This is a genomic window from Jeotgalicoccus meleagridis (genome assembly GCF_903994045.1).
GTDB classification, from domain to species: Bacteria; Bacillota; Bacilli; order Staphylococcales; family Salinicoccaceae; genus Jeotgalicoccus; species Jeotgalicoccus meleagridis.
Genome location: NZ_CAJEWD010000006.1, coordinates 163,847 through 190,497 on the forward strand (window position 1 = coordinate 163,847; position 26,651 = coordinate 190,497).

The following is a 26,651-nucleotide window of genomic DNA, read 5'->3' on the forward strand; positions in this document are numbered from 1 at the left end:
ACAAAACGAGCCTGTAATATCACAAGCTCGTTTTTCATTACTATTTAATTAGAAACCTCTACCAGCACCGCCTCCGCCGCCGGAGCCGCCACCAAAGCCACCAAAACCACCGGAACCAAATCCTCCAGAATTACCACCGGAGCCAAAACCACCGGTCGGTGGGAAGAAAATAGGTCCTCGTCTACTTGATCCTCGGCGTCTACCGCCAGAACCACCGGAACCGCCTCCGCCACCAGAGACGATACTATAGATGATATATAAAACGACCATAAAAATAATCAGTCTAATCAAAGTACCAAATAAAGATTGTCCACCAGATGATTCATCCTCAGCGGGTTCTTCTCTAGTAAACTCTCCATCTTCATATCCATATGCAGTTAAGGATTCATCGTAAATCGCTTGATATAAATTTTTTAGTGCTGTTTCATAATCTCCAGCGACTAAATCATCATAAGCTACATTATCGATAATTCGGCCGATTTTAGCATCATTTAAGTATCCCTCTACACCGTAACCTACTTGGACTTCAATACCTCGGTTGTTAAATTCGTTGTCGTTGTCTAAATTAAGAAAGATGACAATACCATTGTCTTTCTCAGCCTTACCGACTCCGTATTCTCTTAAGGCGCGTAAAGCAAAATCCTGACGGTGTTCCTGACCTGTAGAGTCCATAGTCAGTAGCAATAATTCGGCACCAGTTCCTTCTTCCAGATGAGTTCCTAGGTCATTCAACTCTTGTATAGTTGAATCACTGAGCACACCTGCATTATCCTGCACAAAATAATGGTTTTCATTTAGCGCCGGTAAATCAACTCTCGCCTCTACTGGTGTACTGACAACAAACAAGGCCAGTAGTACCAGTAAAGAACGAAAGAACATTTTCATTACTCGCCACCGTCTTCATCATCTTGATTCGTATTAAAATCAACTTCAGGTGCATCTTGTGCAGAGTCATCCGCTTCGAAATAAGGTTTTTCATCGAAATTAAAAATTCCTGCAATAATATTACCAGGGAAAGTTCTTGTGTTTCTGTTATATTCTTGGACTGCAGTATTATAATCTTGACGCGCAACTGCAATTCTATTCTCAGCACCTGCTAATTCATCTCTTAAGCCTGTGAATTGTTCACTTGCTTGAAGTTCTGGATAATTCTCAGAAATTGCTAGTAAACGAGATAAAGCACTTGTCATTTCATTGTTTGCCTCAGCCATGTCTTCGACATTACCTTCTGAGCTTGCAATTTTAGATCTTGCATCTGCAATGTCAGTAAATACTTCTTCCTCGTGAGATGCATAACCCTGTACTGTGTTGACTAAGTTTGGAATTAAATCCCCACGTCTTTGTAGTTGAGTTTCAATTTGAGATTGTTTACCGTTAACCTCTTCATCGAGATTAACTAAGCTATTGTATCTTGGCACAATCATAATTAAGACAATAACAATTACTGCCACTAATACACCAATAGGTATTAGATACTTTTTCATCTTTTGACCTCTTTTCGTTAATAATAATTGTATTACGATAAACACCACTCTTTTATAATACCCATATTCACCCTAATTATTGCAAGATATGACCGCTTATTTTTAGTAGATTTATTTTTACTTATGCTAAAATGTGTTTAAGACTAAAAGGGGGAAATCAAAAATGGTAACAAAGTTTAAAGACTTTAAATATGAAAGACCTGATTTAGATGCATTTGAATCGACAGTTGACGAATTATTAGGGGAGTTCGATCGAAGCGAAAATGTGGAAGATCAAGTCGCAGTCATCAATAAATTAAATGTAGAATTTAATCATTTAGATACTATGGCTACTTTGGTATCGATTCGTTCTTCTATCAACACTAAAGATAAGTTCTACGATGAAGAACGTGAATTCTTTGATGAACATGAGCCTTCATTTACTGAAATACAAAACCGATACCGTAAAGCGATTACTGAAAGTAAATTTAGAAATGAACTTGAAGAGCGATTTGGTAATCAACTCTTTGCTCTATCAGAAAATGCTTTAAAATCATTTGATCCATCAGTAAAAGAACTATTACAAAAAGAAAATAAACTGACTTCACAATATGACAAATTACTAGCATCTGCAGAAATTGAATTTGATGGTAAAAAACTTAATCTATCTGAATTTGCGCCTTATACTCAAAATCCAGATCGCCAAGTTAGAAAAGATGCTACCTTAGCAGTCAACGGTTTTATGGGTGATCACATGAGTGAAATCGATGATATTTATGACCAGCTTGTTAAAGTGCGCCATGAAATAGCGACGACACTAGGTTATAAAGACTTTGTTGAACTTGGTTATATCCGCATGAACCGAATTGATTATGATCGTAAAATGGTAGAGAAATTTAGAAAACAAGTTGAAGAATATGTTGTACCAATAGTGACAGAGCTAAAAGAACGTCAACGCCAAAGAATTGGTTTAGATAGCTTGAAGAGCTATGATAATAACTTTGAGTTCCTAACAGGCAATGCGATGCCTAAAGGTAAAACTAAGGATATTATGAACAATGGTGCAAAAATGTATAAAGAACTGTCACCTGAAACAGATGAATTTTATACATTTATGACAGAACGTGATCTCTTTGATGTTGAAGCGAAGAAAGGAAAAGAAGGCGGCGGCTATTGTACACTAATCGCTGACTATAAGGCGCCTTTTATCTTCTCAAACTTTAATGGAACACAAGCTGATGTAGAAGTTCTAACTCATGAAGCAGGTCATGCTTTCCAAACGTATATGTCGCGTAATATTACAGTGCCAGAATATTCCTTCCCGACTTTAGAATCTGCAGAGATTCATTCAATGTCTATGGAATTCTTCACTTACCCTTGGATGGAACTCTTCTTTAAAGAAGACACTGATAAATTTAAGTTTTCACATATGGCTGATTCAGTTTCATTCCTACCATATGGTGTTGCAGTTGATGAATTCCAACATGTGGTTTATGAAAATCCGGAACTTACGCCGGAAGAAAGACGTCAAGAATGGAAGAAAATTGAGGCTAAATATCTGCCATCAACAGACTATGATGGTATTGAACCATTAGAATCCGGAGCATTTTGGCATAAGCAAGGTCATATCTTTGCAGTACCTTTCTACTATATTGACTATACACTTGCTCAAGTATGTGCCCTACAGTTCTGGAAACGTGCTAAAGATGACTTTACAGGCGCTTGGGAAGATTACCTTGCCCTATGTAAAGTCGGAGGATCATTACCGTTCAATTCACTCGTTGAGTTGGCAAACTTAAAATCACCATTTGAAGAAGGTTCTCTAGAGTCAGTGATTGATGAAGTTCATGACTATCTGAACTCTATTGATGATAAGAAATTGTAATAGATTATGCGATGTCTATTCGCCAGGTTAAAATCAGAGGCGAATAGACAAATTAGCTTAAAAAGTCTATAAGTCTCATAAATAACTAAGGCGAATAGACAAATTAGCTCGAAAAGTCTATAAGTCTCATAAATAGCTAAGGCGAATAGACAAATCAGCTTAAAAAGTCTATAAGTCTCATAAATAGCTAAGACGAATAGACAAATCAGTTAAAAAAGTCTATAAGTCTCATAAATAGCTAAGACGAATAGACAAATCAGTTAAAAAAGTCTATAAGTCTCATAAATTGCTAAGGCGAATAGACAAATACAATCAAAAAAATCAGGTGTGGGGTTTCATTCCCACACCTGATTTAAATTTATTTACCTAATCGTTTAATAATTTCATCTGTAACTTCAGTCATCTTGTATTTTCCACCAAGGTCACCTGTTTGATAACCATCAGCTGTAACATCTTCAATGACTTTCAATAGATGTTCTGCAATTTCTTCCTCACCGTTAAATTCTAGTAGCATTTTAGCTGTCCAAATTTGACCGATAGGATTAGCAATACCTTGACCCGCAATATCTGGTGCAGATCCGTGAACAGGTTCAAACATGGAAGGATACTTCCCGTTTAAATTTAAGTTAGCAGATGGTGCGATACCAATACTACCCATAATTGCAGCTCCAAGGTCTGAAAGAATATCACCAAATAGATTACTTGCAACAACAACATCTAAATCTTGCGGATGAGTCACAAAGTATGCAGCTAGTGCATCGATGTGTTTAGATTCTGTTTTGATATCAGGATATTGACCTGACACCTCTTTGAAAATTTCATCCCAAAATGGCATGGCGTGGAAAATCCCGTTAGACTTAGTCGCACTGGTGACTAGTCCTTTGCGCTTACTTGCCAAATCAAAAGCAATGTTCATTGCCTGTTTTGTTGCACGTTTAGAAAACACGTTATTTTGAATGGCAATCTCATTATCGTCGTGAAAAATACGTCCACCAATAGAACTGTATTCACCTTCACTGTTCTCTCTCACAATTACCATATCAAATGGATTACGATTCGATAGTTTAGGTTCAATCCCCTTAAACAATTTAGCTGGACGAATGTTAATCTCTTGTTGGAACTCTTTTCTAATTTTTAAAAGCAGTCCCCATAAAGAAATGTGATCAGGCACCTTAGAAGCATCTCCAACAGCACCTAAAAAGATACTATCAAATTGACTTAATCTATCTAAACCATCATCCGGCATCATAACACCGTGTTCCAAATAATAATCACAGCTGTATGGAAACTCTGTAAATTCAAATTTCAAACCACCATGTACTTCAGCAACCTTCTCAAGCACACGAACCGCTTCCGGCATAATCTCCTTACCTACCCCATCACCTGGAATTGTTGCAATCTTTAATGTCTTCATTACCTTCACCCCGATGTTTATTTAACAATTGAAAACTGAAAATTCAGTTGTACTTTAAGTAGTATATCAATAAAACTATCACAAGGTATATTTTTAGAAATTATTCTCCAGTTGGTCCAGACGATAGTTCCCAATTTAAAGTTGTACTATAATTAGCAGCTGTTGCCTCTAATGGATTAACCCTTAATACAATTCCAGTACCTTTTTCCCAGACCGTACTCTGAATATAGTCGTTAGAAGCTGATGGTTCATCAAATCCCTTTACCTCAACTGCTTCATTCTCTATTGGTGTAAAGTCTGAACCATCACGATATACTAAGCTGTTTTCTAAAATACTATTATCCGAACTAAGAGGCCCATCAGCACTTACTGTTAGTACAAAATCTCGGTTAGCAGTGTTCTTAACTTCTAAAGTAACAGGCTCTGTTTTTGAAATGATACGTTCACCTTCATTATCTATTTCTGTTGTTTCAAAAATAATGTCTTTAGGTTGAATTAACTCAAGTATGTTACCTTCAACCTCAACTATCGCTGGCTCAGACTCTCTATTGTTATTATATATAGTTGTAAAATGTAGTTTGTCACCAATATTGAACTCAATATTGGTTAAATCTATTTCAAAATTACCTTCACTATTAACACTAACTATTATTTCTTCGAACTCAGTGTCACTACTATTAGTCATTCTTACCTTAGCATCAGGTGTGGATTTCCCAGTTACTTTCTTCGTACCTTTATCATAAATAGGCCCATCTACCACAGGAGTTTCTACAATATAATTTTCAAATAACATTCTAGATACATTTTGGAAGTCAATATTATATTTTTCTTTGGATACAGACTGGTTGTTAATAGTAAAGTTTGTTACTCCATTCTTATAAGTTAATTGACCATTAGATATAGGAATCTGAGCTTCCGCTGGATCACCATTATTGTTATTCCAGTGTTGTAATGATGTATTCCCTAAATTAAAAGTTACGTCACTAGACGCTGTGGAAAGTAATTTTCCGCTATCATTTTTCAGATCAACACTTTTAGGATTATCTATATTAAAATGACTAGTGCCATTTAATGTTAATAAATCGTAACCTGCCCCAGTTCCTTTACTTAAATTTAAAGTTCCATCACTAGCCACATCAACATTTGTCACTCTGGATTCTATTGCTGAGTAAGTTGGTGAAGATATATCTAAATAGCCACCATCTGTCACTGTTATATTTGTTGGTTTTTCACCATTATCCCTTATCACTAGATTACTATTTGCAATGACACTAGAATTTACTCCTACGTGTAAGTCGAAATTAATTCTATGTGTTCCAGATGATTCTGGGTTATTTGCCTCATATAAAAATGCACTTCTTAAGGCCGTCTTTACATTGACTTTGGCATTAGACCCTGTCCATAGACCAACTGGTAAGTTACTTGGAAAACTGCTATTGGAAATAAAATTCATTCCACCATTCCCAGCGTTTAAGTTCAATGTAGAGTTACTATGCACTTTCACATATGGATAATTTATAGCATACCCATTAGTAGAAGTTCTGAATGAATTAATATTGTTTGTACCATGAAAGTTTAAAGTTGCTTGGTAACCTGAGCCAAACATACCTGCATTCTGATCATTCTCAACGTTGAAATTCACATCAACAAAATGCATATCAACCACTTGCTCTGCAATAAACATACCAGAATGTCTATTTGTATTCTGGGTCTTTAAATTCCTAGCATTTTTCACTACAAAATTCTTGACGTTTGAATCTCTAACTTCAAATATACCCACGTTTGAAGTGCTTGTTAAACTATTTACATTTAAACTGTAACCATTGACATCAAGCACTACTTGCCCATTATCAGAGGTAGAACGAATATTATTGTTAGCACTTGTTCCTGACAAATCATTCATCATAATGACAACTTCTACATTACGATCGTCAAGAGCCTCTACTAAATCTGTATCAGACAAATTCAGTTCAGAAAGCTTCGTTACACAAACTATGTCTCCTGTTATATATTTTTTAAATGGTCCATTTTCTGCATCTATATTTATAGATGCATTATATTCTTCTTTAGTTGGACATGATTTCCACTGTGTTTGAGGGGTTGCGTTTGTCGCAAATTTCTTTACTGAATTTTCTTTAGCATCTTTTTTAATTTCTTTGTCATCTTCTTTATTTTCAATATCTGTCTCTTCTTCTTCTCCTTCAGAATTTTCTGGTTCTGAGGAAGCATCTTCTGCTGTCTCTTCAGCTTCATCTGCTTCTCCTTCTGACGAATCTTCTGTATCTGATGTAGACTCTTCTTCTATTGATTCAGCGTTTTCTGTTTCTAAGGAAGGTTCTTCCTCTGTTTTTTCATCAGGAACATTATTTAACTCTTCTTGTTCTTTCTCAACTTCTGTTGTATCTGATTCTAACGTCTCTTCTTCAACAAGTTCGGGAGAGTCTGTATCCGCTGATGATTCTTCTGTTTCTTCTACATCATCATCTAACTTTTCTGGTTCTTCTTCACCCTCATCTCTTGTTGAATCTTCTGCTACTTCAGAAGTCTCAGGTTCTGAAGTAGCATTCTCCTCAACTTCTTTTTCAGATTCAGAATCTAATTCTTCTTGTTCTTTCTCAACTTCTGTTGCTTCCGAAGTTGATTCTGATTCCTCTTCTGCTTCGATTGAATCTACTTCTGTACTTGATTCATCTTCAACTAATTCTTCTTGTTCTTGTTTTTCTTCAATAATTTCCACTAAACCTTCACAGTTAAATACATCCTCATATTCAACTATTTCTTTTACTTGTTCTTCTTTTTTTACAATTGTATATTCGAACTTGTTTTTGCCTTGTTCTATTTTAATCTTTTGATTTTCAAGAAGTGATTTTTCTAAAGTAATTTCAAATTTTCCATCTTTCTTACTTTCTTTTTGGTACTCTCTCTCATCAATTTTTATTGTTACATCTTTCATTGGGAAAGCTGTTCCTTTAATGACCTTATCTTCTATATTTGGAGTCTTAATATTAAATTCTATATTTTCACAAGACTGTTCACTTTCATTGTTTGTTTCATTAGCTTCTGTTTGTCCTACTAAAGGTAATAAAACTATAAGGGTTACAATTAAAGCTATCAGTTTTTTATACAATTTGTAGCCCCCTTTATTTTCTCTTTCTAACCATTAACAATAAAATTACTATAAGAATTATTAATATTGCAGCACCAATAATAATTAGGATTATTTGTAAGCTATTATCCGCTTCTTCAATTAATTCAACCGCTTCTTCATTGGCCTCATCAGCAACTTCTTCTGTAATTTCAAACTCTTCTTCAAAGTTCCATTCGTCATCTTCTGATTTCACATTTGCTTTAAACACATAGTTTCCTGATTCTAATGCATGATTATCATACATAACATTAAAGTTAAACTGAGCATTAGGTGCAATAATAAACTCTTCAATCATATTTTGATATAAAGGCTCATCCTCACCTTCTCTATACACACTACCTTCAAATGAAGTATTGATAATCTTAGGACTTAAATTTCCAAATGTCGTAGACAAACCAGTGCGATAATTTATAGCACCTGCCTCCACATCGATAAGTTCTAAATCAGGTTCTACAACATTTTCATTACCTTCTTCTCTAATTTGAACAGCTAAGGCATATGCATATCTATTTTGGATTGCTACACCTTCAGATTCTTCAGATTCTCCAGGTTCCATAGTAAAATAGAGACCACCTAAAATAACACCATCGAATGATTCATCAGGAGCATTTACCTCTAAACTTACTACTTTTTGCTCTCCTGCTGGAATTTTCACAGTCGATTCATCTAATGAAGATATATCTGTAAACTTATTTTTCATAGACTCATGTACTTCCTCACCTTCTTCTAATCCATCATATGTAATAATTCCATTACTATTTGTAGATGCAATCGTGTTATTTACATTCACTTCTAATTCTTCGTTTGAACTATTATAAACAGTTACTTCTAAATCCTGACTTTCACCCGGCTCCATTTCAATATCAAAATAAGACACATTATCATTAATTTGGTTCTCAGGCAAATTTGCTTGTACAGAATAAGGTACAACCCCACTATCTGTTGTATTTGCTAGAACAACATTAGGTATTAAAAAAATTAATAAAGTTATAAAAACTAGTATTTTTGATTTCAAAATGTATTCACCTCTTTATAAAATATTTTCAAAATAATAGACACCTCGATAAAACTTTGAGGTGTCTCTACAGTAAAAGTGTTATAAATTATCCTTCAGTGCCATCTGGTGTTGAACTTAGTGTCCAAGTAATAGTTGCTTCATGTGAACCGGCTGATGCTGATGACCCAGGTATTGTTAAAGTGACATTATCATTTGTTTCTGATGTTGAATCGCTTAACCATCTCATTACCCACGTACCAAGTCCTTGAGCGGTATTGAGTACTCCACTTTCATCTTTTGCAGTAGCAGTGGCAATATTAGCCGCTTCTCCATTTGTTTCTAAATTAATTGCTTGAGTGACTCCTGGTCCATCTGTTGTAGATGTAGAAACAGCGTCACCGTTGTTCAACTGGATACTAGATCCAGGTAATGAGTCAATGCCTTCATTGTTGAAGTGACTTACTTGTGCAATGACTTCCCATCCTTCACCTGTACCACGTAAATCTGAAACTTGGATATAAGGTAAATCAGTTGTTGCTTCGTAAACTTCTTGACTCGTCGATATTATTTGATTCCCAAAGTCTAAGTGTGACACGTAGTCTAATGATAATGGTCCTTCTTGACCCGTAATATTACCTGCGTCTCCAGCATCAGGGTTTGGCTGTGTTGGATCCTCCGGGTTAACTGGAGCAACTGGTTCAGTTGGAGCAGTGAATTCAACAGTTGCTTGTGATTCTGCTGAACCTTCCGCACTCAAACTAGGCGACACAACTGTAAATGCTAGGGCAAGGGACAATAAACTAACTAAAGGTTTTTTCATTCTTTCAATTTTCCTCCGATTACAATATTTGTATATATTATATACTTAGCTTTCAAAATAAACAATTTTATTTTACACTTTTTATCACTCTTTATAGTTAGTTTTCAAAATGTCGTCACATTTAACAAAAAAATGAGAAAGCCCAAGTATCCACGCCTAAACCTTCTCATTCCTATCTCTTAATACCAAAAATCTTCTTTAGTGATTGTTTCTCCAGCGCCTAGCATGACGGCTAACTTAAGTCTCGCTTTTTTACTATCATAAGAGCCACCGTTTATTGCACCGTCTTTTTCAAATTGTGAGATACCGCCTGAAAAGTCATAAGCGACTTTGACATCTCCATCTTCTGAGGCTGTTGTAATCACAACTGTAATGCCTTGTTCGACTGCTCTTTTCACACCTTCAGCAACTTTATTATTAGCATGTCCACGTCCCATAGCTTCAATAACTATACCATCTACTTTATGATCAATCGCACAGTCTATAAATTTTGCATCTGTATCTAAAGCACATTTAATAATATCTACTGTTGCAAGTTTTTCTTTTATTTTGTATGTATGATGCGGTCTTGGATATTGATAAATTTTCACATCTTGCCCGTCTACTGTACCAAGGTAGCCTGTACCGCCGCCTCCAAAGCCGTCAACATTCATAGCGTTAATTTTCTTTATAAATCTCGGCTTAAATATTTGTTGATTAAAGAGTACGCTAACTCCAATTTTTTTAGCTTCAGGGTCTGCTGCAAGTGTGATGGCATCTTCTAGATTTGCATAGGCATCACTACCAATTAATTCTGGTCCTCTTTGTGATCCTGTAACAACTACTACTTTATTCGACTCAACGACCTGACTTAAAAAGTACGATGTCTCTTCAAGTGTATCTGTACCGTGAGTCAGTACTATACCATCGACTGCCTCGTCTTTGAGAAATTCATTTACTCTATCTTTCACTGTGACTAAATTTTCAAAAGTCATTGCGCTACTTGATACACTAATAATTTCCTCAACGCTGATTTTTATATTGTCATCAACATTAAGTTTAGACATCAGTTCTTCTCCACTAATTACCCCTGTCTGTTGTAGACCTGTTTCAGGGTCTCTTTTACTCGCAATCGTACCACCTGTTGTTAGTAGCTTAATATGTGTCATACGCATCCCCTCTTTCATGTGATATTTCCTATATTATAGCAATAATTTATAGATAATATTTCGTCACTGTCATTTCATTTTTTTCTATGAGATTGTTCTCTATCTAAAAATAAGACACCTTCAAATTTGAAGATGTCTCTGATTATCTTATGCTTTTGTAGAGTTTTCATTCTCTTCTTTTATATCTTTAGCAATACCAATACCAGTATAACCTAAGATAATTGCAAATATAAAGCCGACGTAACACAGTACTGCCCATGGTGCATAGGATAGGGTTGGAACACCTAAGGTTCCAGCCATAAATACACCTGCAGATGACCAAGGGATTAAGGGAACAACGACTGTCCCTGAGTCTTCTAGTGTTCTTGATAAGTTTTTAGCTGCTAAGTTTTTCATTTTATAAGTGTCTTTAAACATCTCACCAGGCACGATGATTGAAAGGTATGAGTTACCTGTAACTAGTGCCATCGTTAAACAAGACAATACTGTTGATAAAATTAAATCTCCTGTACGTTTCACATATTTAAGTAACTGTTCAATGATGACATCTAAAGCACCTGATTTGGTCATAATTCCTGCAAAGGCGAATGCAGAAAAGGCAATTAGGATGACACTTGTCATCGATTGCATGCCGCCTTGGTGGATTAAATCTAGGACTTCTGGAGGCACTACTGAACTATCGAAGCCTTCTTTACTTACCATACTGACATCGAATCCTGTCACAGTTGAGGCAAAGACATCTTGTAAAGTAAATCCTTGTATAAACATGCCTAAGAGTGCTGCAACAATGGATGAAAAGATAATGACAGGTAAGGTCGGATATTTTCTTAAAGCCCCATAAAGAATAATGATTGGTGGAATTAATAATAGTAAATTCCAGTTAAACATTTCATTTAGTGTTGAGAGCATGGCGGTCATTGATTCAGATTCTGTTTCAGATGCTCCTGTTGTATTTAATCCTGCAATCAAATAGACAATGATGGCAATCACTGATGCAGGAATTGTCGTCCATAACATATGTTTAATATGTTCATATAATTCACTGCCTGCGGCTATTGGTGCAAGGTTTGTCGTATCTGATAAGGGAGACAGCTTATCCCCGAAATATGCACCAGCTACAATGGCACCTGCTGTTGCTGCGAGATTCGCATCAAGTCCAGTCGCAATCCCCATTAAAGCAACCCCAACTGTACCTACTGAACCCCAAGAGGTTCCAGTTACAATGGAAATGATAGCAGAGACTACAAAAGAAATTAGCACAATATAGGATGGATTAATGAGCTCAAGGCCGTAATAAATCAACATAGGAATTGTCCCTGAAATCATCCAGGTCCCAATCAAAATACCAATTGAGATTAAAATTAGTATTGCAGGCATTGCCTGACTGACTTTTTCTTGTATACCGTCCATCATATCTGACCAAGACAGACCTATTCTTAAAGCGATAAAACCCGCATATACAGATGATAGTATTAATAGTGGTTCAGGGTTTAAATCAAAGACCCCAAAACCAATGGCTAATAGTAATAGCATTACAACAATAGGTGAAAATGCCTCAAATAAATTTGGTTTTCTCTTCATATTCTGTCCCCTTTATTCAAATGTACCTCTAACTAAAATTTCTCCATCTTCTAACATATGTTGACCTTTAGCGAACACATGTTGAATTTGATAATCTTCTGGGTCTAAGACGAGTAAATCGGCATCTTTATCGACTTCAATTGTCCCTTTATTTTCTAATTTCAATGCCTTAGCTGTGTTTTCAGTCACTAATCTTAAAGTTTCTTCAAGAGATAAACTGTCATCTTTAATCGTTTCAACGACCTGATCAAATAAGGTACGTGTACTCGCGACACCTAGACCAAGTAGATTACCTTTGTCATCGAATTTAGGTAGACTGCCATTACCATCTGAAGAGATTGTTAGTTTCGATAAATCTCCACCATTTTCTTTATAGTAAGATACCCACTGATAAGCCTCATGATCTGCAGTAATATCGACGTAGGACCCTCTACTTGCTAAGCGAATCGCATCGTCAAATAAGCCCTTACTTCTTGTAATGTGTGTCACATGTATATTAGAAGCTGGTAGCTCATATTCATCTAACAATTGATGTAAAATTGATAAATAAGATTTACCTGGTCCGGTGTGGAAGTGAGTAATACCAGCTTTACCACTCAACATGCCACCCACTCGTGTTTGTCCAACAATTTTTGCTAACTCATGAACATTCGGTTGTCCAGAACGAGAATCAGCAATAGCAATTTCTGCAGTACCGATGACTTTATCAATTAAAATCGCATCATCTTTTACATTAGAAGTAATTGTTGGCGTTGGTACATCATAATTTCCGGTATAAATATATGTAGAAACCCCTTCAATCTCTAAACCTCTTGCCTTAGCTAGTAGAGAAGATAAATGACGAGTCGTTCCATCAGTTCCGATTAAACCAGCAACAGACGTAATACCTGAATTGGTTAGGTCACTGAGCTGAAGTTCCGGTGTACGAGTAGCGAAACCACCCTCGCCTCCACCACCGAGCAAGTGAACATGAGGATCAATAAAACCAGGTGTCACAAGTGCACCATCTACATCGATCACTTTGTAAGGCACTCCCAAAGCTTTCACTGCCGTTTCATCTACATCTCCAATCTTTCCGATCTTATTGTTGATCAGTAAAATTGACTGTTTTCCTAAACTTTCTGGAGCGTAGACTTGTGCATTTTTCAATAAAGTTAACATCAAATTGTCCTTTCTAATAATTCTAAATTTTTAAAACATGTTTTTATACTAAAGGTATTTTTGGCTTAAGGCAAATCATAAGAGAAAATTATAATAAAAAAAACGCCTACTTATGATTAACCTTTTGTTTCGGTGGTTGATAATAAGTAGGCGTTGCATTATTTAATATTTTTCTTTTAACAATTTAGACGAAAGTAACAAGCCAACTCCTAAAAGAGATAAGCTTGCAATTAATACAAAGTTTGTATTGTTTGATTCACCTGTATTAGGTAGCTCTTCGCTTTCAGATGAATACACTTCTTCAGCTTTTACTTTTTCTTTTAACTCTATTTTTTCTTGTTCAGTCAGATTTTTTTCTTCAAGTATTTTTGATGACATCACTCTAGATATTCTTTGATCTAAAGTTGATATATCATTCTGCATAGTGTCTTCTGTTAACTCTATGCCATTCATAATGTCACCATAGTCATAGTGATATAACTTTTTCGGTTGCACATTATTAGTACTTTCTTGATCACTACTTAAGTCAGGTCTACTTTCTGAAGGCTCTTCAGCCGCTTCTTCGGCAGGTCTTTCTTCTGTCTTTTCTTCTAGAGGTTCAATTTGTTCATTAGGTAGTTCCGGTACTTGTGAGTCCTGAATCTCATCATTCGGACTTGTTTGTCTTTCTGTTTCTTCATGGTAATCTGATTCGAAGTTTTCTTCTCCACCTTGATAATCAGTGTTCGCTTCACTCTCTGTTTGATTACCCTCTTCTGTTTCTGGTACTTGAACATCTTCTTTTGGAGCTTCTTCTGGTACTTCTTCTTCGACTGAATCAGACGGATCTACTGGCTCTAGGATAGGTGTCTTGCCTTCGTCTGTTTGGTCCTCATTGTTAGTCGGTTCTTCTGATGAATCATCTGAAGGTAAATCACTCGGTAGGTCATCTTCTGAATTATCCTCTTCAGGAATTTCTTCTTCTATAGGATTTTCCTCTGTTGACTCTTCTCTGTTTTCATCCACAGGCTCTTCTGGCTGAACTGGAGTTTGACTTGGTTGATTAGAACTATCACCTTTATAAATTGTCGTCTCTTCATCGCTTTCAGTATCTGTGTTTTCTTCTGAATTTACGTTATTTTCTTCTTCATCAGTTGGAGTTTGTTCATTTTGTTGAGTTGTTTCTTCATTCTCAATTTCTGTCTCTATATTAGTTTCTACACTTGTTTCATTCATTGTACTACTATTGTCTTCTGTGTTTTCTGCTGCATATGCCATGTGAGGGATTAATACCGTAGTCATCATTAAGACAGTAGCTAATTTCACTTTTTCAATTTTACTTTTGCGCATCTTTTCCCCTCCACTGAGACACAAGTAAACATGCATTTCTCTTTACTTGTCCACTGTAATTCAAAATAATTATAAGGGAATATAGTGAGAATTTCTACCAAATGTCGTATATGTTACAGAACCTTAATACTCGCGTATTATTATGTAACTTTCTTAATGTGTCACATCATATGTGTTGATAATCGTCTGATAAGCATTGGATCCTAGTGCTTTACAAACGTAGAAGAAAACAACATCACAAATAACGAGTTGTGCAATTCTACTCGTCATGTTCATGTACTGTATATTCGTTTCTTCTTCTGTGATTTCTAAAGCAATATCTGAATTTCTTTTAGCAATTGAGGAATGGTTTTGAGTCAGTATGATTGTGAAGACACCTAATTTTTTTGCCAGTTTAACAATTTCTACAACTTCTTGAGTCTTACCAGATAAAGTAATCACAAAAAGAACATCATTTTTCTGTGCATTCGTCAATCTCGTCATACACAAATATTTGTCCGATGTAAAAAATGCATTGATATTCACTCGATGTAGTTTCTGTTCTAAATCATGTCCAACATTCGCTGAATCACCTACACCAAAAATAAAGGTGTTTTTAGCTTTAGCAATATGTTCTGCAGTATCGATCATCTTTTTTCGACTGACAATTTTTTCGGTATTATAGAGCGCTTGGATTGTATTTTTAAATACTTTGTCAAAAATTTCCGAATGATTGTCACTCTCTAAGTCAATCACTCGTGAAATTTTTTCCTTATCAAGTGTGTGTAATTCTTTAGCCAGTTCTACCTTTAGTTCTTTAATACCTTTTAAACCAATTCTCTTTGCAAATCTTACAATTGCTGCATCACTTGTCTCTGAATTCTTAGCAATTTCTTTTACCGGCATGTTGATGACCTTATTAGGGTTATTCAACATAAAGTCAGCAATTCTACGTTCCACCGGCGTCATATACTCTAATCTTTTCTTGATTTGACTTAATACAGAAAACATAACTTTACACCTCTCTCACTTGGCTTTTCTCATACATATCGATGGTGTAATTATATCATTACTCCTTATAATTTGTTACAAAAATAAGTTCTTTTAATTAAAATAATCTTATTTTTCTATCTATTTAAGACTACGGTCTGTATTTAAGGAATACTGTATTAATTGAATATGACAATCGCCAAATTCCGTTACAAATTCCACACCTTTAGCAGCTGTACTTGGGAATATTCTAGAAGTCATTGTGTAGCGCCCACCATTGATAAAGATCTCTATACTCGATTGGTCAACAAAAATTCTTAAATTTTCTAAGTCCTCTTCTAAATCAAGGCTGCGTGTTGTACCATCTACATTATTAATTTCATCACCTGAAAAAGTACGATCTAAGGTCAATACTTGGCGCTCACTGTCGTAGCTAATCAAGGTTTCGTGACGCTCATTTTTTCTTAAATATATATGTAAGCTTGAGGCATTGTTCTCTAATATATTAACGATTAATTCATAACTTTCACCGTAGAAGTCAGTCAATTTTGCAGGATACTCACCAAAGTAACCTTCTGCTGTGATTTTCTCTCCTCTATATCGCTCTAAATTCGGATGTGGCTTCTGGATCAATCGATCTTCTTCAACTGATAAGAGTCTCGGTATCGTTAAAGCATTGACAGTACCATCTATTTTAGAAGGATAATCACTTTCTTCAGCTGCCATCCAAGCGAGCATCACTCGATTGCCATTTTCATCTAAGGTTGTGATTGGACGATAAAAATCAAAGCCTCGATCGAGTTCATAAAACTCATCATGTAAATAGTAATTACCTGCTCTGTTGAGTTCACCTAACATATAACCAGATTGGTATATATTCCAAAAATTGTTGTCGAATTTATCTAGCCCTCTTGCGTTAAATATAAGAACAGAGTCCATATCTAGATCAAAAAACTCAGGACTTTCCCAGAGGTAACCAAAAGCCTTATAGCCTGTATCTAATAGCCCATCATATTTCAGCCTATCTAAGCTTGGTCCTCTATAGATTGCAATTCTCCCGAATTCTTCTTCATTCATTGTGCCAATGAGGACAACAATCTCATTATCTTTAACAAAAGCATAAGGTCCTCTAAAATATTTTTGACTGCCTTTAGGCAAATCTCTGATTATTGGCGTTGGATATTTATGAATCTTACCGTCTGTATTCATATATCCACCTAAAAGAGATATGAAATGCTCCTCTTCTTTTTCTCTTACACCACTGTACAAGTAAACAATCTCATTAAATATTTTAGACAGACTTCCACCGTAGATTCTATCTTGGTCGTACAAGCCACCTGGTCTGATTTTAATGCCTTCATTTTTAAAAGTGACCAAATCTTTAGAGGTCACATGGTAGATATACTTATAATCAGGTGTTTCATTTAGCCTTGCATCTGGTGACCATTCATAAAATATATGGTAAATACCATTGATGTAATTAAAACCTGTTGGTGCACCTAGAAAACCAAAAGGAGGTTGTACATGATATACCATTTTCCATTTTGAATCTTCAGCAAGCTGTAATCTTTCTTCAATTTCTTGTCGCTTCATTTCTTCAAATAATTTCGGCATATATGTTAACCTCCTTTTTATTTCAATTCATCTTCGAGTAATTGTTGTTCTGCTTTTAAATATCTACGATAGCCAATTTTAGATACATAGATTGAAATTTCATAAAGAATAATCATCGGTACTGTTAATAGCAGATGCGTCATTAAGTCAGGTGGTGCAATCAATGCTGCTAAGACGAACATGATAAAATACGCATATTTTCTGTTTTTCTTCAAAAACATAGGTGTAATAATACCCAATTGTGTTAGGAACAGTACTATCACTGGTAACTGGAAGATCACACCAAATGGGAGCACCGTTCTAAATAAGAAAGCAAAGTACTCATTGATTCCAATTGTCGTCTCAATTCCCATCTCAAAAGATAAATCAAAAGTAAATCCAATAATATAAGGCACAACAATGAAATAAGCAAATGACATTCCAAGTAGTAATAAAACCATAGCAATAGGAATATAAGATAAGGTGACTTTTCTTTCTTTTTCATATAAACCCGGTGCGATAAATGCCCATAATTGATATAAAATCACTGGTAATATAATAATAAAAGCAATAATAACTATCACTACTAAGTATATTCTTAAAGGATCAGTCACCTGAAAAGCATGCATTTGAATATTTTCTGTCCACGGTGCATTTTGCATTCTATAAATTAAAGGTTTAGAAAAGAAAAAACCGACAAATAATGCCGCGACAAAAAAGTACATAACAATCAATATTCTTTTTCTTAGTTCATCAAAATGCTCGGTAAACTCTCTTTCTTCATCCATATTTAAAACTCACCTCTTTAAAAAGAGGCGGCTTTCGCCACCCCTATTTTAAACTTCTGATTCAATTTTTTTTGGTTCTTCTTTTTTTGCGACAGTATCATCTGATTTATTTGTTTTGTCGTCATCATCGTCATCTTCTGCAAGTCCCTTAGTTGCATCCTTAAATTCTTTAAGTGTAGAACCTACTGCACGACCAAATTGTGGTAATTTTTTTGGTCCAAAAATGATTAGGGCAACTACTGCGATGACAATTAAACTAACTGGCGTAACAGCCATAAGTGTATTTGGTAAAAGAATATCTATCATTTTATACCCCTCCTATTTGATTTTCATTTGGAAAAATAACGCCTGCAGTTCGACTCCTAAGTCAATGCTATGTACTGTGACATCTGGAGTTGTATTCAGTCGGATAGGTGTGAAGTTAAGTATACCTTTAATGCCTGCTTCAATTAAACGATCAGCAGTTTCTTGACCCGCTTCCATTGGCACAGTCATAATAGCAACTTCCACGTTTTCTATCTCGATGATTCTTTCTAAGTCGTCGACGCTATAGATCTCAATCCCATTTATTTTCTTTCCAATGAGTGCTTTATTGTTGTCAAAAGCACCAACTACGTTCATTTTATCATGAATGTTGGCAAATTTATAGTTCAACAATGCGCTTCCGAGATTCCCTGCTCCAGCTAAAATAACATTTTTTACATCATTGCCCTGAATATGCTCTAGGAAGAATTTTAAAAGACTACTGACATTATAGCCATATCCTTTTCTTCCAAGTTCCCCAAAGTAGGAAAAATCCCGGCGGATGGTTGCTGAATCAATATCTAATGCCTCTGAAATTTGTCTTGATGAAACTCTGTCATTACCGTTGTGTTCTTCTTGTTTAAAATAACGATAATAGAGTGGCAATCGCTTCATAGTTGCATTAGGGATTTTTTTCTTGTTTACCATTCCCTTTTCACCTCTATAATTCTGTTCTTCCCATTATACCATAATATATATAGGCGAACATGGCTTTATCATGTCGAAATTTGTCAATTTATCATGTAAAATTATAAGAGAAATGAGGTCAGATATCATGATACTTTTACAATTAGGAAATATTTCAAAAGCGTATGGTACAAATACCATCTTTGAACATATAGATTTAGAAGTTAAGTCAGGTGAAACTTTAGGTATCGTTGGAAAGAATGGTGCGGGTAAGTCCACCTTGATGAAAGTAATGGCAGATGTACTAACCTATGATTCGGGTACTTTATCTATGCCTAAAAATGTCAATCACGGTTACCTGTCTCAACAGATGACATTAGAATCAAGCGAGACAGTTAAGAAAGAGATGGAAAAACCTTTTCTTCACATCTTAAAAATGCAAGATGAGATGGTGAAAATTGCAGAATGGCTCAGTAGTCATGAATATACAGATAATGATTACGATGAGCAATTAAAACGTTATGAAACGATTCAATTAGAATTTGAACGCTTGGATGGTTATACGGTCGATGCACAAATCCGTAGCGTCTTACTCGGCTTACAATTTACAGACAGTGATTTAGACAAGAAAGTTGATGATTTCTCAGGTGGTCAAAAAACACGACTAGCTCTTGGGAAGATGCTGCTTCACCGTCCAGACTTACTGCTCTTAGATGAGCCAACCAACCATCTAGATATGGAAACTGTAGAATGGCTCGAACAATACTTGAAAAACTATTCTGGTGCAGTTGTGATTATCAGTCATGATCGCTACTTCCTCGACCGTACAGTTGATAAGATTTTTGAACTTGAACTCGAGAGAGGGACACTTTATCACACTAACTACAGTGGTTACGTCAAAGAGAAAGAAAAAAATTATCGCCTTAAAATGAAGCAATATGAAAGAGAACAAAGCGAAATCAAGCGCCTTGAAACCTTTATCGATAAAAATATCGCTAGAGCATCAACGTCAGGTATGGCAAAGGATAGACGGAAAAAACTAGAAATGATGGATAAGATGGACAAGCCATTTATCGATCGCTCTAGTGCCGATTTTAGGTTTACTATTCAAAGGGAAAGTGGAAACGACGTTTTAAGAGTTAAGGACCTTACTATTGGTTATGAAGATTTAATTCTAAGAAAAGACTTATCCTTTAATCTCGATAAGGGAGAACGTCTAGCGATCTTAGGTCCTAACGGTATCGGTAAATCTACACTAGCTAAGACTATTGCCAAAATCATTCCAAAACTGAGTGGCGACATACAATATGGGACGAATGTGACTATCGGCTACTACGATCAAAAGCAAGCTGAATTTGTATCCCAAAACACAGTGTTAGAAGAGCTTTGGAAAGATTATCCTTCGATGAAAGAAAGTGACGTCAGAAAAATTTTAGGCCGTTTTCTCTTCACACAAGACGATGTAATGAAAAGAGTTAACGATTTAAGTGGTGGAGAAAAAGCGAGAATTCAACTCGCAAAATTGATGTTAGAAGAAAATAATCTCCTCATCCTAGATGAGCCGACCAACCACTTAGATATCGATTCAAAAGAAGTACTCGAACAAGCCTTAGAAAATTTCCCAGGCACGATTATTGTCGTTTCCCATGACCGTTACTTTATCGATAAAATTGCTAACCGTGTCATGGAAATTGAACCGCATAAGGTACTACTAGTTAATGGAGATTATAGCTACTTCTTGCATAAGAAAAAAGAATTAGAATTTAGCGTTCCTGTTGAAACTACCGAGAAAAAAGAAGAAGTTGGACTTGATTATCAAGCCCAGAAACAAAGACGTAACGATATGAAACGCATCAAACGTCAAAGTGAGGAACTACAGGATGAAATCCAGAAGTTAGAAATTGAGCTCGATACTATAGAAGATAAATTGGTGGCACCAGAAGTATTTAACGATTATGAAAAAGCTCAGGAATTAAATGAACGTTTAGAGCAGGTTAATCAGAGTATAGAAAAAGCCATGGCAGAATGGGAGAAAGCTGAAGATAAACTTTCTGAAATAGAGAATTATTAAAGCAAGTTAACCCTATGTTCGGGGGAAATTTACAATTCTCGAAAAATAAGTTATCCACAGACAAAAAGTTGGCTTCATCAGATTTTCAGATAGTTATCCACAAAATACATACTTATTAACAGACTTATACACAAAGTAATACACAAGTATCTGCTTTTTATGCACAAGTTATCCACAGTTTGTGGACAAAACGTACGTTCTATCTTGACATGTAACTTCAAAGCCAAACGCAATATTAAGTGAATAAGTGTTCGAAAAAAATAATTGAGATAAAACTTTCCCATAATAAATAAGCCGGACGTTAGCTTTTCAGGGGCATCGCGTGAGCCTGTAGTCTCACGCAGATGCTATTCCCCCTAGAAGTCTAACGTCCGGCTTTTAATTTATCATCGCTTATTTTTCTATATCTATAGGACTTATATCCCAGCTTTTTTCTACTTATTCTCCGTTAAACATCCACTCTACACCATATGGATCTTTAACACCGCCGAAGTGAGATGACCATTCTGTTGGACCTAGTTCCATAGTCACTTCACAACCAGCATCAACTGCTCTGTTATAAAAATCTGTAATTACTTTAACTTCTTCTTCATTATTTGAATCAAAGGTAAAGACGTTGATGGCTCCTGAGTTATCGATTTCTTTTTGTCCCCAAGTCGAGCTTACCATGAATGGTTGGTCTAAAATCTTAAACGAGGCATTCATCACAAACGTTTCAGCTTCTTCTTCTGTCATACCCATTTGTTCTAAGCCATCTTTAAACATTGGATTAGACGCTAATGCTATTTCAACTTCTGTAGCTCCAAATTTTTCTTCATAGAACTTTAAAGCGCCAAGGGCATCCGCAAAATTAAAGTACTGGACATTTTTAATCATCGACTCACTCCCAAAATAGTTTTTACATCCTTACATACCCTATTTAAGAGTTTTTAACGAACTTCAACTAAATTTTGGTTTTCGATTTTGTAAACATAATCAGCGACTCTATTAACAAAATATTTATCATGAGAAGTCAAAATAATTGTGCCTGTATAAGCATCAATAAATTTCTCCAAAGCTTCTATTGTATTTATATCGATAAAATTCGTCGGTTCATCCATAATAATCACATTAGATGGTTCGACAAACATTAGTGCTAGAGATACTTTAGTCGCTTCTCCACCACTCAATTTATTTACAGGTTTAAGAGTTTCATCGATTGTGAAACCTAGGTTGATTAAAACAGCTCTAATTCTATCAGCAGATAACTTCGATTGATTTAAAAGAAAGTCTAGAACTGAGGAATCTCCCTGTAATTTGTAGTCCATCTGTTTGTAAAAGCCAAATTTCACTTTTGGAGAAAGTTCAAATCCTTCTTTTTCATTGATTAGATCATTCAAGAAGCTAGACTTTCCTGAACCGTTACTGCCTGTAATAGCAATGGTACTTCCTAATGGGAATTGAAAACTAACCTGGTCTAACAGTAATTTTTCGCCTCTAGTAACTGAGACATCTCTTCCCATAATCGGAAACTTATTATGCATTTCTAAGTCTTTAGACATAGGGAACTGAACTTCTTTAGTCGCTAGTGGTGAAGATGTTTCTTTTAACTGACTTAAGCGACTTTCCATAGCTTTTACTGCTTTAAAAGCTTGTTTTTGCACTGTATCTTTTTGTTTTGAGCTCGCTAAGCGACTTGGCTTAATGTCATTACCTTTAGCTTTTCCAGCGAGTTTTTCAGCCTTAGCAGATTTTTCTTCTATAGAAGCTTGAAGTCTTTCTTTTTCTTTTATCATTTTTTCATGCTCGTACGCTTGTTCTAATTCTTCTTTTTCTTTCGCTTCGATATAATCATCATAATTGCCGTTAAATTCTCTTATAGAACCATCAGATATTTCCCATATTTTACTTGCAAGTTGGTTAATGAAATATCGGTCATGACTGACAAAAATTAAAGTGCCGTAATAATATCTCAATTCTTCTATGAGATAATCAATACTTTCCTTATCTAGATGCGTTGTTGGTTCATCAAGTAATAGTCCTAGCTGATAGTTCGATAAAGCTTTGACGATTCTAAATTTTGTCTGTTCTCCGCCACTCATTCCCTCATTGTCTGGAACATTTAAGCGACTCAACATTTCAAAGTCCATATCATTATCACTTTTGTATGTTGATTCTTCTATTTGTTTAAAGTAGTTAAATTCGTTTTCCTTTTGAACTTGACCACTATACTCTTCTAATTCACCCGCGAGTAATTTTAATAAGGTCGATTTACCCGACCCATTCTTACCTACAATTGCAATTCGATCATTAACATAGGCAGATAATTCATCGATATCGAAGATATCCTTATTGCCAAAACTTACTGATATATCTTTTAATTTTATAGTTAAATCATTCATTATAATTTGCACTCCTTATGAGCTTGCAAACTATATTTAGGCATTAAAAAAGACAGCTTTAAGCTGTCTTAACCGTACTATTTATAGAGTTAAAAATGGACATACTAATCCCTTTAAAAATATAGTTTGGACAAGACTTTTGAATTTATTTAATTATCGATTCAAAAATGCAGTCCAAATACGAGGGATTCCCATTTTTTTCACTCCTTAAAATTATTTACATACATTATAACAAAGTTTTTGTCTTTATGCTAGCTTGTAAATTCATACTCTTCTATATCGATAAAATTTCTACCATTTAAAGTAAGGTCTGCCCTATGATCTTTAAAATACAAATGATAAGCAGCTGCACCAATCATAGCTGCATTGTCTGTACAATATTTCAGACTAGGAATGTGTAGTTTTACATCGCGTGCGTTACAAAGCTTAGAGAACTCTTCACGTATTTCACTATTTCCAGCAACTCCACCTGCTATGACTAAGTTTTTAACCTTATAATCTTCCATACTTCGGAAAGTTTTGTCTGTCAGCACATCAACAACACTTTTTTGAAAGCTTGCTGCTACATCGTTTTTATTAATCTCAATGCCTTTTTGGCGATAATTATGAAGTTTATTAATGACCGCTGATTTCAAACCTGAAAAACTAAAGTCATAAGTATCTTCTTTAATTAATCCCCTTGGAAAGTCAAAAGTATCTTCACCTGTTTGAGCCAGTTTATCGATGTGTGGCCCTCCGGGATAAGGTAAATCAATAACTCTTGCCACCTTATCAAAGGCTTCTCCGACCGCATCATCTCTAGTTTCTCCAACGATTTCAAAAGACATATGATCTTTCATGTAAATAAGTTCAGTATGTCCACCGGATATGACAAGAGACATCAAAGGAAACTGCAGTGGTGCTTCGAGTTGACTGGCATAAATGTGCCCTGCAATATGATGAACTGGAATTAACGGTAAGTCATGTACAAAAGCGTAAGTTTTAGCAGCATTAATACCAATTAATAAGGCACCAATCAAACCTGGTCCTTCTGTTACCGCAACAGCATCTAAGTCACTAGGTTTTAAATTTGCTTCAGTCATAGCGACTTCTATCACATTAGTAATAGCTTCCACATGATGTCTGGATGCAACTTCCGGAACGACACCACCAAAACGCTTATGGCTCTCTATTTGACTGACAACAACATTTGATAAAACTTCACTGCCATTTTGAATTACACTTGCAGCTGTTTCATCACAACTTGTTTCAATTGCTAGTATTTTTATATCTTTATTCATCAATGTTCACCCACATCACGTGTGCATCAAGCCCTTCTCCGTAATAATTTTTCCGTATTCCACCATAATTAAAGCCACTTTTTTCATACAGTGCGAGAGCCGGCGTATTATCTACTCTCACTTCTAGAGAAATAGTATCCGCCTGGCCTCTGACAAAATCCTTGATATGGTTGATTAGTAAATGGCTATATCCTTTACCTCTCATAGATTTCTTTATAGCCACTGTGGTTACTTGACAGTGGTCGATCACTAACCAAATACCTGTGTAGCCTACTATATTTCCATCTTCTTCTAAAATAAAGTAATGAGCGAATTGATTCATTACCAACTCTCTTGTATACGCCTCTATGGTCCAAGTAGAATCCTTAAATGCTTCTTTTTCAATTTCTAATACAGCATCTAAGTCTTCAAGCTGCATTGTTCTTATTTTTGTTTGTCCTGCCAATTTTTTTCCGCCTCCGAAATGCGTAAATAATTCGGTGTGAACAAATCCGCATCTTCTAGATTTAGCATATTCTCAAACTGCTCTACACGTGAAATTCTCGGTGTTACATTGATAAAATTCACGATATCAATTGTTCTCTTTTCATTGTCATTTAAAAAGTACTGTGTATTATCTTCTTCTTTAAACATCTGATAAGTTGGTTCTGCTATTGTTTCTACTTTACCATTTTTAAAGTCGTAGCTCGCAGTGTAAACATGTGCTCTCCTTGCATCTATGAGTGCTGTTACAGAGCCATCAAATCGTTCTGAAGCAGCAAGTACAAAAAGAGAAGAGACAGAGTATAATGGGATATTTAAGCCTTTAGCAAGCATTTTAGCAACTGTTGCAGCAATCCTCAAACCTGTATATGAGCCTGGACCTTTTGCGACAATGATTCTATCTATATCTGTTTTTTTTAGATCTGCTATTTCTAAGACTTTATTGATATTTTCTAAGAGTGTTTCTGAGTGTGTTCTTTTATAGTTTGTGTTAATTTCTGCTACGACCTCTTTATCACGATTAACTGCCACTGATAGAGCTTGATTCGACGTATCAAGAAGTAAACTGATCATAAACGGCACCTACTATCTCAAGGTTATTATTACCTTGTGCTTTCATTTTTAATTCTCTTTTACTTTCATCTATATATAATAATTCTATAGAGATAAAGTCCTCTGGTAAATATTCTTCGATAAACTGTGGCCATTCAACGATTGCTATATCCAGATCATTAAAATATTCATCAAAACCTAAATCTTCATCACTATCTTCTAGTCGATAACAATCCATATGATGAATTGTATATATTCCTTTGTATGATTTAATGATGTTGAAGGTTGGAGATGTCATATGTCTTTTAACACCTAGAAATTTCCCAAAGTATTGTGTAAATGTGGTTTTTCCACTTCCTAAATCTCCACTTAGTAAAATGACAGTACCTGCTTCTATTTGTTCAGATAGTATCTTTGCAAAGCGTTCTGTATCTGTTAATGAATTAAGCTCTAAAGTATACATCAAAAAATCTCCTTAAAGGATTTTATTATTAATTATAATACAAAAAAAGAGACCTCGAAAGGTCTCAATGCGGCTCATCGCATCCATATTACGTTAATCTAGCCTGGCAGCGTCCTACTCTTGCGGGACGTCAGTCCAACTACCATCGGCGCTGGAGAGCTTAACTACTGTGTTCGACATGGGAACAGGTGTGGC

Annotated in this window: 23 protein-coding genes and 1 rRNA gene; 2 read left to right on the forward strand and 22 right to left on the reverse strand. The window is 35.4% G+C overall.

All coding sequences use genetic code 11. The annotated features are described in order from the left end of the window. Window positions 1-48: 48 nt before the first annotated feature. Together JEOSCH030_RS10875 and JEOSCH030_RS04715 are read right to left on the reverse strand one after the other, a co-directional pair. Entirely contained in the window at window positions 49-885 is an 837-nt protein-coding gene (locus JEOSCH030_RS10875; protein WP_185125466.1) for a TPM domain-containing protein, read from the reverse strand. Next, the gene (locus JEOSCH030_RS04715) at window positions 885-1,484 is read right to left on the reverse strand and encodes a LemA family protein (protein ID WP_185125467.1); all 600 of its coding nucleotides are present in this window, start codon (window positions 1,482-1,484) and stop codon (window positions 885-887) included. The genes JEOSCH030_RS10875 and JEOSCH030_RS04715 overlap by 1 nt, the downstream gene beginning before the upstream one ends. A gap of 163 nt (window positions 1,485-1,647) precedes the next feature. Between JEOSCH030_RS04715 and JEOSCH030_RS04720 the strand changes: the two genes are divergently transcribed. Beyond that, complete coding sequence (locus tag JEOSCH030_RS04720) at window positions 1,648-3,348, forward strand: M3 family oligoendopeptidase (RefSeq protein WP_185125468.1); 1,701 nt, start codon at window positions 1,648-1,650, stop codon at window positions 3,346-3,348. A 358-nt stretch (window positions 3,349-3,706) separates the two neighbouring features. Here JEOSCH030_RS04720 and JEOSCH030_RS04725 read toward each other — a convergent pair whose 3' ends face one another. The 13 genes from JEOSCH030_RS04725 to JEOSCH030_RS04785 all read right to left on the reverse strand — a co-directional run bounded on the left by JEOSCH030_RS04725 (window position 3,707) and on the right by JEOSCH030_RS04785 (window position 19,247). Continuing rightward, complete coding sequence (locus JEOSCH030_RS04725; RefSeq protein ID WP_185125469.1) at window positions 3,707-4,762, reverse strand: tartrate dehydrogenase; 1,056 nt, start codon at window positions 4,760-4,762, stop codon at window positions 3,707-3,709. A gap of 100 nt (window positions 4,763-4,862) precedes the next feature. Then, complete coding sequence (locus JEOSCH030_RS04730; protein ID WP_185125470.1) at window positions 4,863-7,889, reverse strand: autotransporter outer membrane beta-barrel domain-containing protein; 3,027 nt, start codon at window positions 7,887-7,889, stop codon at window positions 4,863-4,865. 13 nt (window positions 7,890-7,902) lie between these two features. Beyond that, the gene (locus JEOSCH030_RS04735) at window positions 7,903-8,925 is read right to left on the reverse strand and encodes a DUF916 and DUF3324 domain-containing protein (protein WP_185125471.1); all 1,023 of its coding nucleotides are present in this window, start codon (window positions 8,923-8,925) and stop codon (window positions 7,903-7,905) included. 88 nt (window positions 8,926-9,013) lie between these two features. Then, entirely contained in the window at window positions 9,014-9,727 is a 714-nt protein-coding gene (locus JEOSCH030_RS04740; RefSeq protein WP_185125472.1) for a WxL domain-containing protein, read from the reverse strand. Between the two features lie 179 nt (window positions 9,728-9,906). Beyond that, window positions 9,907-10,875 (reverse strand): asparaginase, encoded by a 969-nt coding sequence (locus JEOSCH030_RS04745; RefSeq protein WP_185125473.1) that lies wholly within the window; start codon window positions 10,873-10,875, stop codon window positions 9,907-9,909. Window positions 10,876-11,022: 147 nt separating this feature from the next. After that, window positions 11,023-12,456 (reverse strand): Na+/H+ antiporter NhaC, encoded by a 1,434-nt coding sequence (gene nhaC, locus JEOSCH030_RS04750; RefSeq protein ID WP_185125474.1) that lies wholly within the window; start codon window positions 12,454-12,456, stop codon window positions 11,023-11,025. Window positions 12,457-12,468: 12 nt separating this feature from the next. Continuing rightward, the gene (iadA, locus tag JEOSCH030_RS04755; protein ID WP_185125475.1) at window positions 12,469-13,617 is read right to left on the reverse strand and encodes a beta-aspartyl-peptidase; all 1,149 of its coding nucleotides are present in this window, start codon (window positions 13,615-13,617) and stop codon (window positions 12,469-12,471) included. Between the two features lie 162 nt (window positions 13,618-13,779). Further along, window positions 13,780-14,946 (reverse strand): LPXTG cell wall anchor domain-containing protein, encoded by a 1,167-nt coding sequence (locus JEOSCH030_RS04760; RefSeq protein WP_185125476.1) that lies wholly within the window; start codon window positions 14,944-14,946, stop codon window positions 13,780-13,782. A gap of 153 nt (window positions 14,947-15,099) precedes the next feature. After that, window positions 15,100-15,936, reverse strand: coding sequence for a MurR/RpiR family transcriptional regulator (locus JEOSCH030_RS04765; protein WP_185125477.1), 837 nt, complete (start codon window positions 15,934-15,936; stop codon window positions 15,100-15,102). 120 nt (window positions 15,937-16,056) lie between these two features. Next, a complete protein-coding gene (locus tag JEOSCH030_RS04770) occupies window positions 16,057-17,529 on the reverse strand; it encodes a glycoside hydrolase family 32 protein (RefSeq protein WP_185125478.1) in 1,473 nt (490 codons plus the stop codon). Window positions 17,530-17,546: 17 nt separating this feature from the next. Next, complete coding sequence (gene tatC, locus JEOSCH030_RS04775) at window positions 17,547-18,296, reverse strand: twin-arginine translocase subunit TatC (RefSeq protein ID WP_185125479.1); 750 nt, start codon at window positions 18,294-18,296, stop codon at window positions 17,547-17,549. A gap of 48 nt (window positions 18,297-18,344) precedes the next feature. Further along, entirely contained in the window at window positions 18,345-18,572 is a 228-nt protein-coding gene (locus JEOSCH030_RS04780; RefSeq protein ID WP_185125497.1) for a twin-arginine translocase TatA/TatE family subunit, read from the reverse strand. A 42-nt stretch (window positions 18,573-18,614) separates the two neighbouring features. Further along, complete coding sequence (locus JEOSCH030_RS04785; protein WP_185125480.1) at window positions 18,615-19,247, reverse strand: redox-sensing transcriptional repressor Rex; 633 nt, start codon at window positions 19,245-19,247, stop codon at window positions 18,615-18,617. 127 nt (window positions 19,248-19,374) lie between these two features. Between JEOSCH030_RS04785 and JEOSCH030_RS04790 the strand changes: the two genes are divergently transcribed. Further along, window positions 19,375-21,297, forward strand: coding sequence for an ABC-F family ATP-binding cassette domain-containing protein (locus JEOSCH030_RS04790; RefSeq protein ID WP_185125481.1), 1,923 nt, complete (start codon window positions 19,375-19,377; stop codon window positions 21,295-21,297). Between the two features lie 438 nt (window positions 21,298-21,735). On the opposite strand, the gene JEOSCH030_RS04795 is transcribed toward JEOSCH030_RS04790, so the two are convergent. The 7 genes from JEOSCH030_RS04795 to rrf form a co-directional block, all read right to left on the reverse strand. After that, entirely contained in the window at window positions 21,736-22,173 is a 438-nt protein-coding gene (locus JEOSCH030_RS04795) for a VOC family protein (RefSeq protein WP_235962221.1), read from the reverse strand. A 53-nt stretch (window positions 22,174-22,226) separates the two neighbouring features. Further along, entirely contained in the window at window positions 22,227-23,678 is a 1,452-nt protein-coding gene (gene abc-f / locus JEOSCH030_RS04800; RefSeq protein WP_185125482.1) for a ribosomal protection-like ABC-F family protein, read from the reverse strand. Window positions 23,679-23,929: 251 nt separating this feature from the next. Continuing rightward, a complete protein-coding gene (gene tsaD / locus JEOSCH030_RS04805) occupies window positions 23,930-24,958 on the reverse strand; it encodes a tRNA (adenosine(37)-N6)-threonylcarbamoyltransferase complex transferase subunit TsaD (RefSeq protein WP_185125483.1) in 1,029 nt (342 codons plus the stop codon). Further along, window positions 24,951-25,403, reverse strand: coding sequence for a ribosomal protein S18-alanine N-acetyltransferase (rimI, locus tag JEOSCH030_RS04810; RefSeq protein ID WP_407929465.1), 453 nt, complete (start codon window positions 25,401-25,403; stop codon window positions 24,951-24,953). Before rimI ends, tsaD begins: the two co-directional genes overlap by 8 nt. Next, window positions 25,382-26,014, reverse strand: coding sequence for a tRNA (adenosine(37)-N6)-threonylcarbamoyltransferase complex dimerization subunit type 1 TsaB (gene tsaB, locus JEOSCH030_RS04815; protein WP_185125484.1), 633 nt, complete (start codon window positions 26,012-26,014; stop codon window positions 25,382-25,384). The genes rimI and tsaB overlap by 22 nt, the downstream gene beginning before the upstream one ends. Then, complete coding sequence (gene tsaE, locus JEOSCH030_RS04820; protein WP_185125485.1) at window positions 25,995-26,456, reverse strand: tRNA (adenosine(37)-N6)-threonylcarbamoyltransferase complex ATPase subunit type 1 TsaE; 462 nt, start codon at window positions 26,454-26,456, stop codon at window positions 25,995-25,997. The genes tsaB and tsaE overlap by 20 nt, the downstream gene beginning before the upstream one ends. Before the next feature lie 101 nt (window positions 26,457-26,557). Next, window positions 26,558-26,651, reverse strand: a 5S ribosomal RNA gene (rrf, locus tag JEOSCH030_RS04825); the annotation flags it as partial.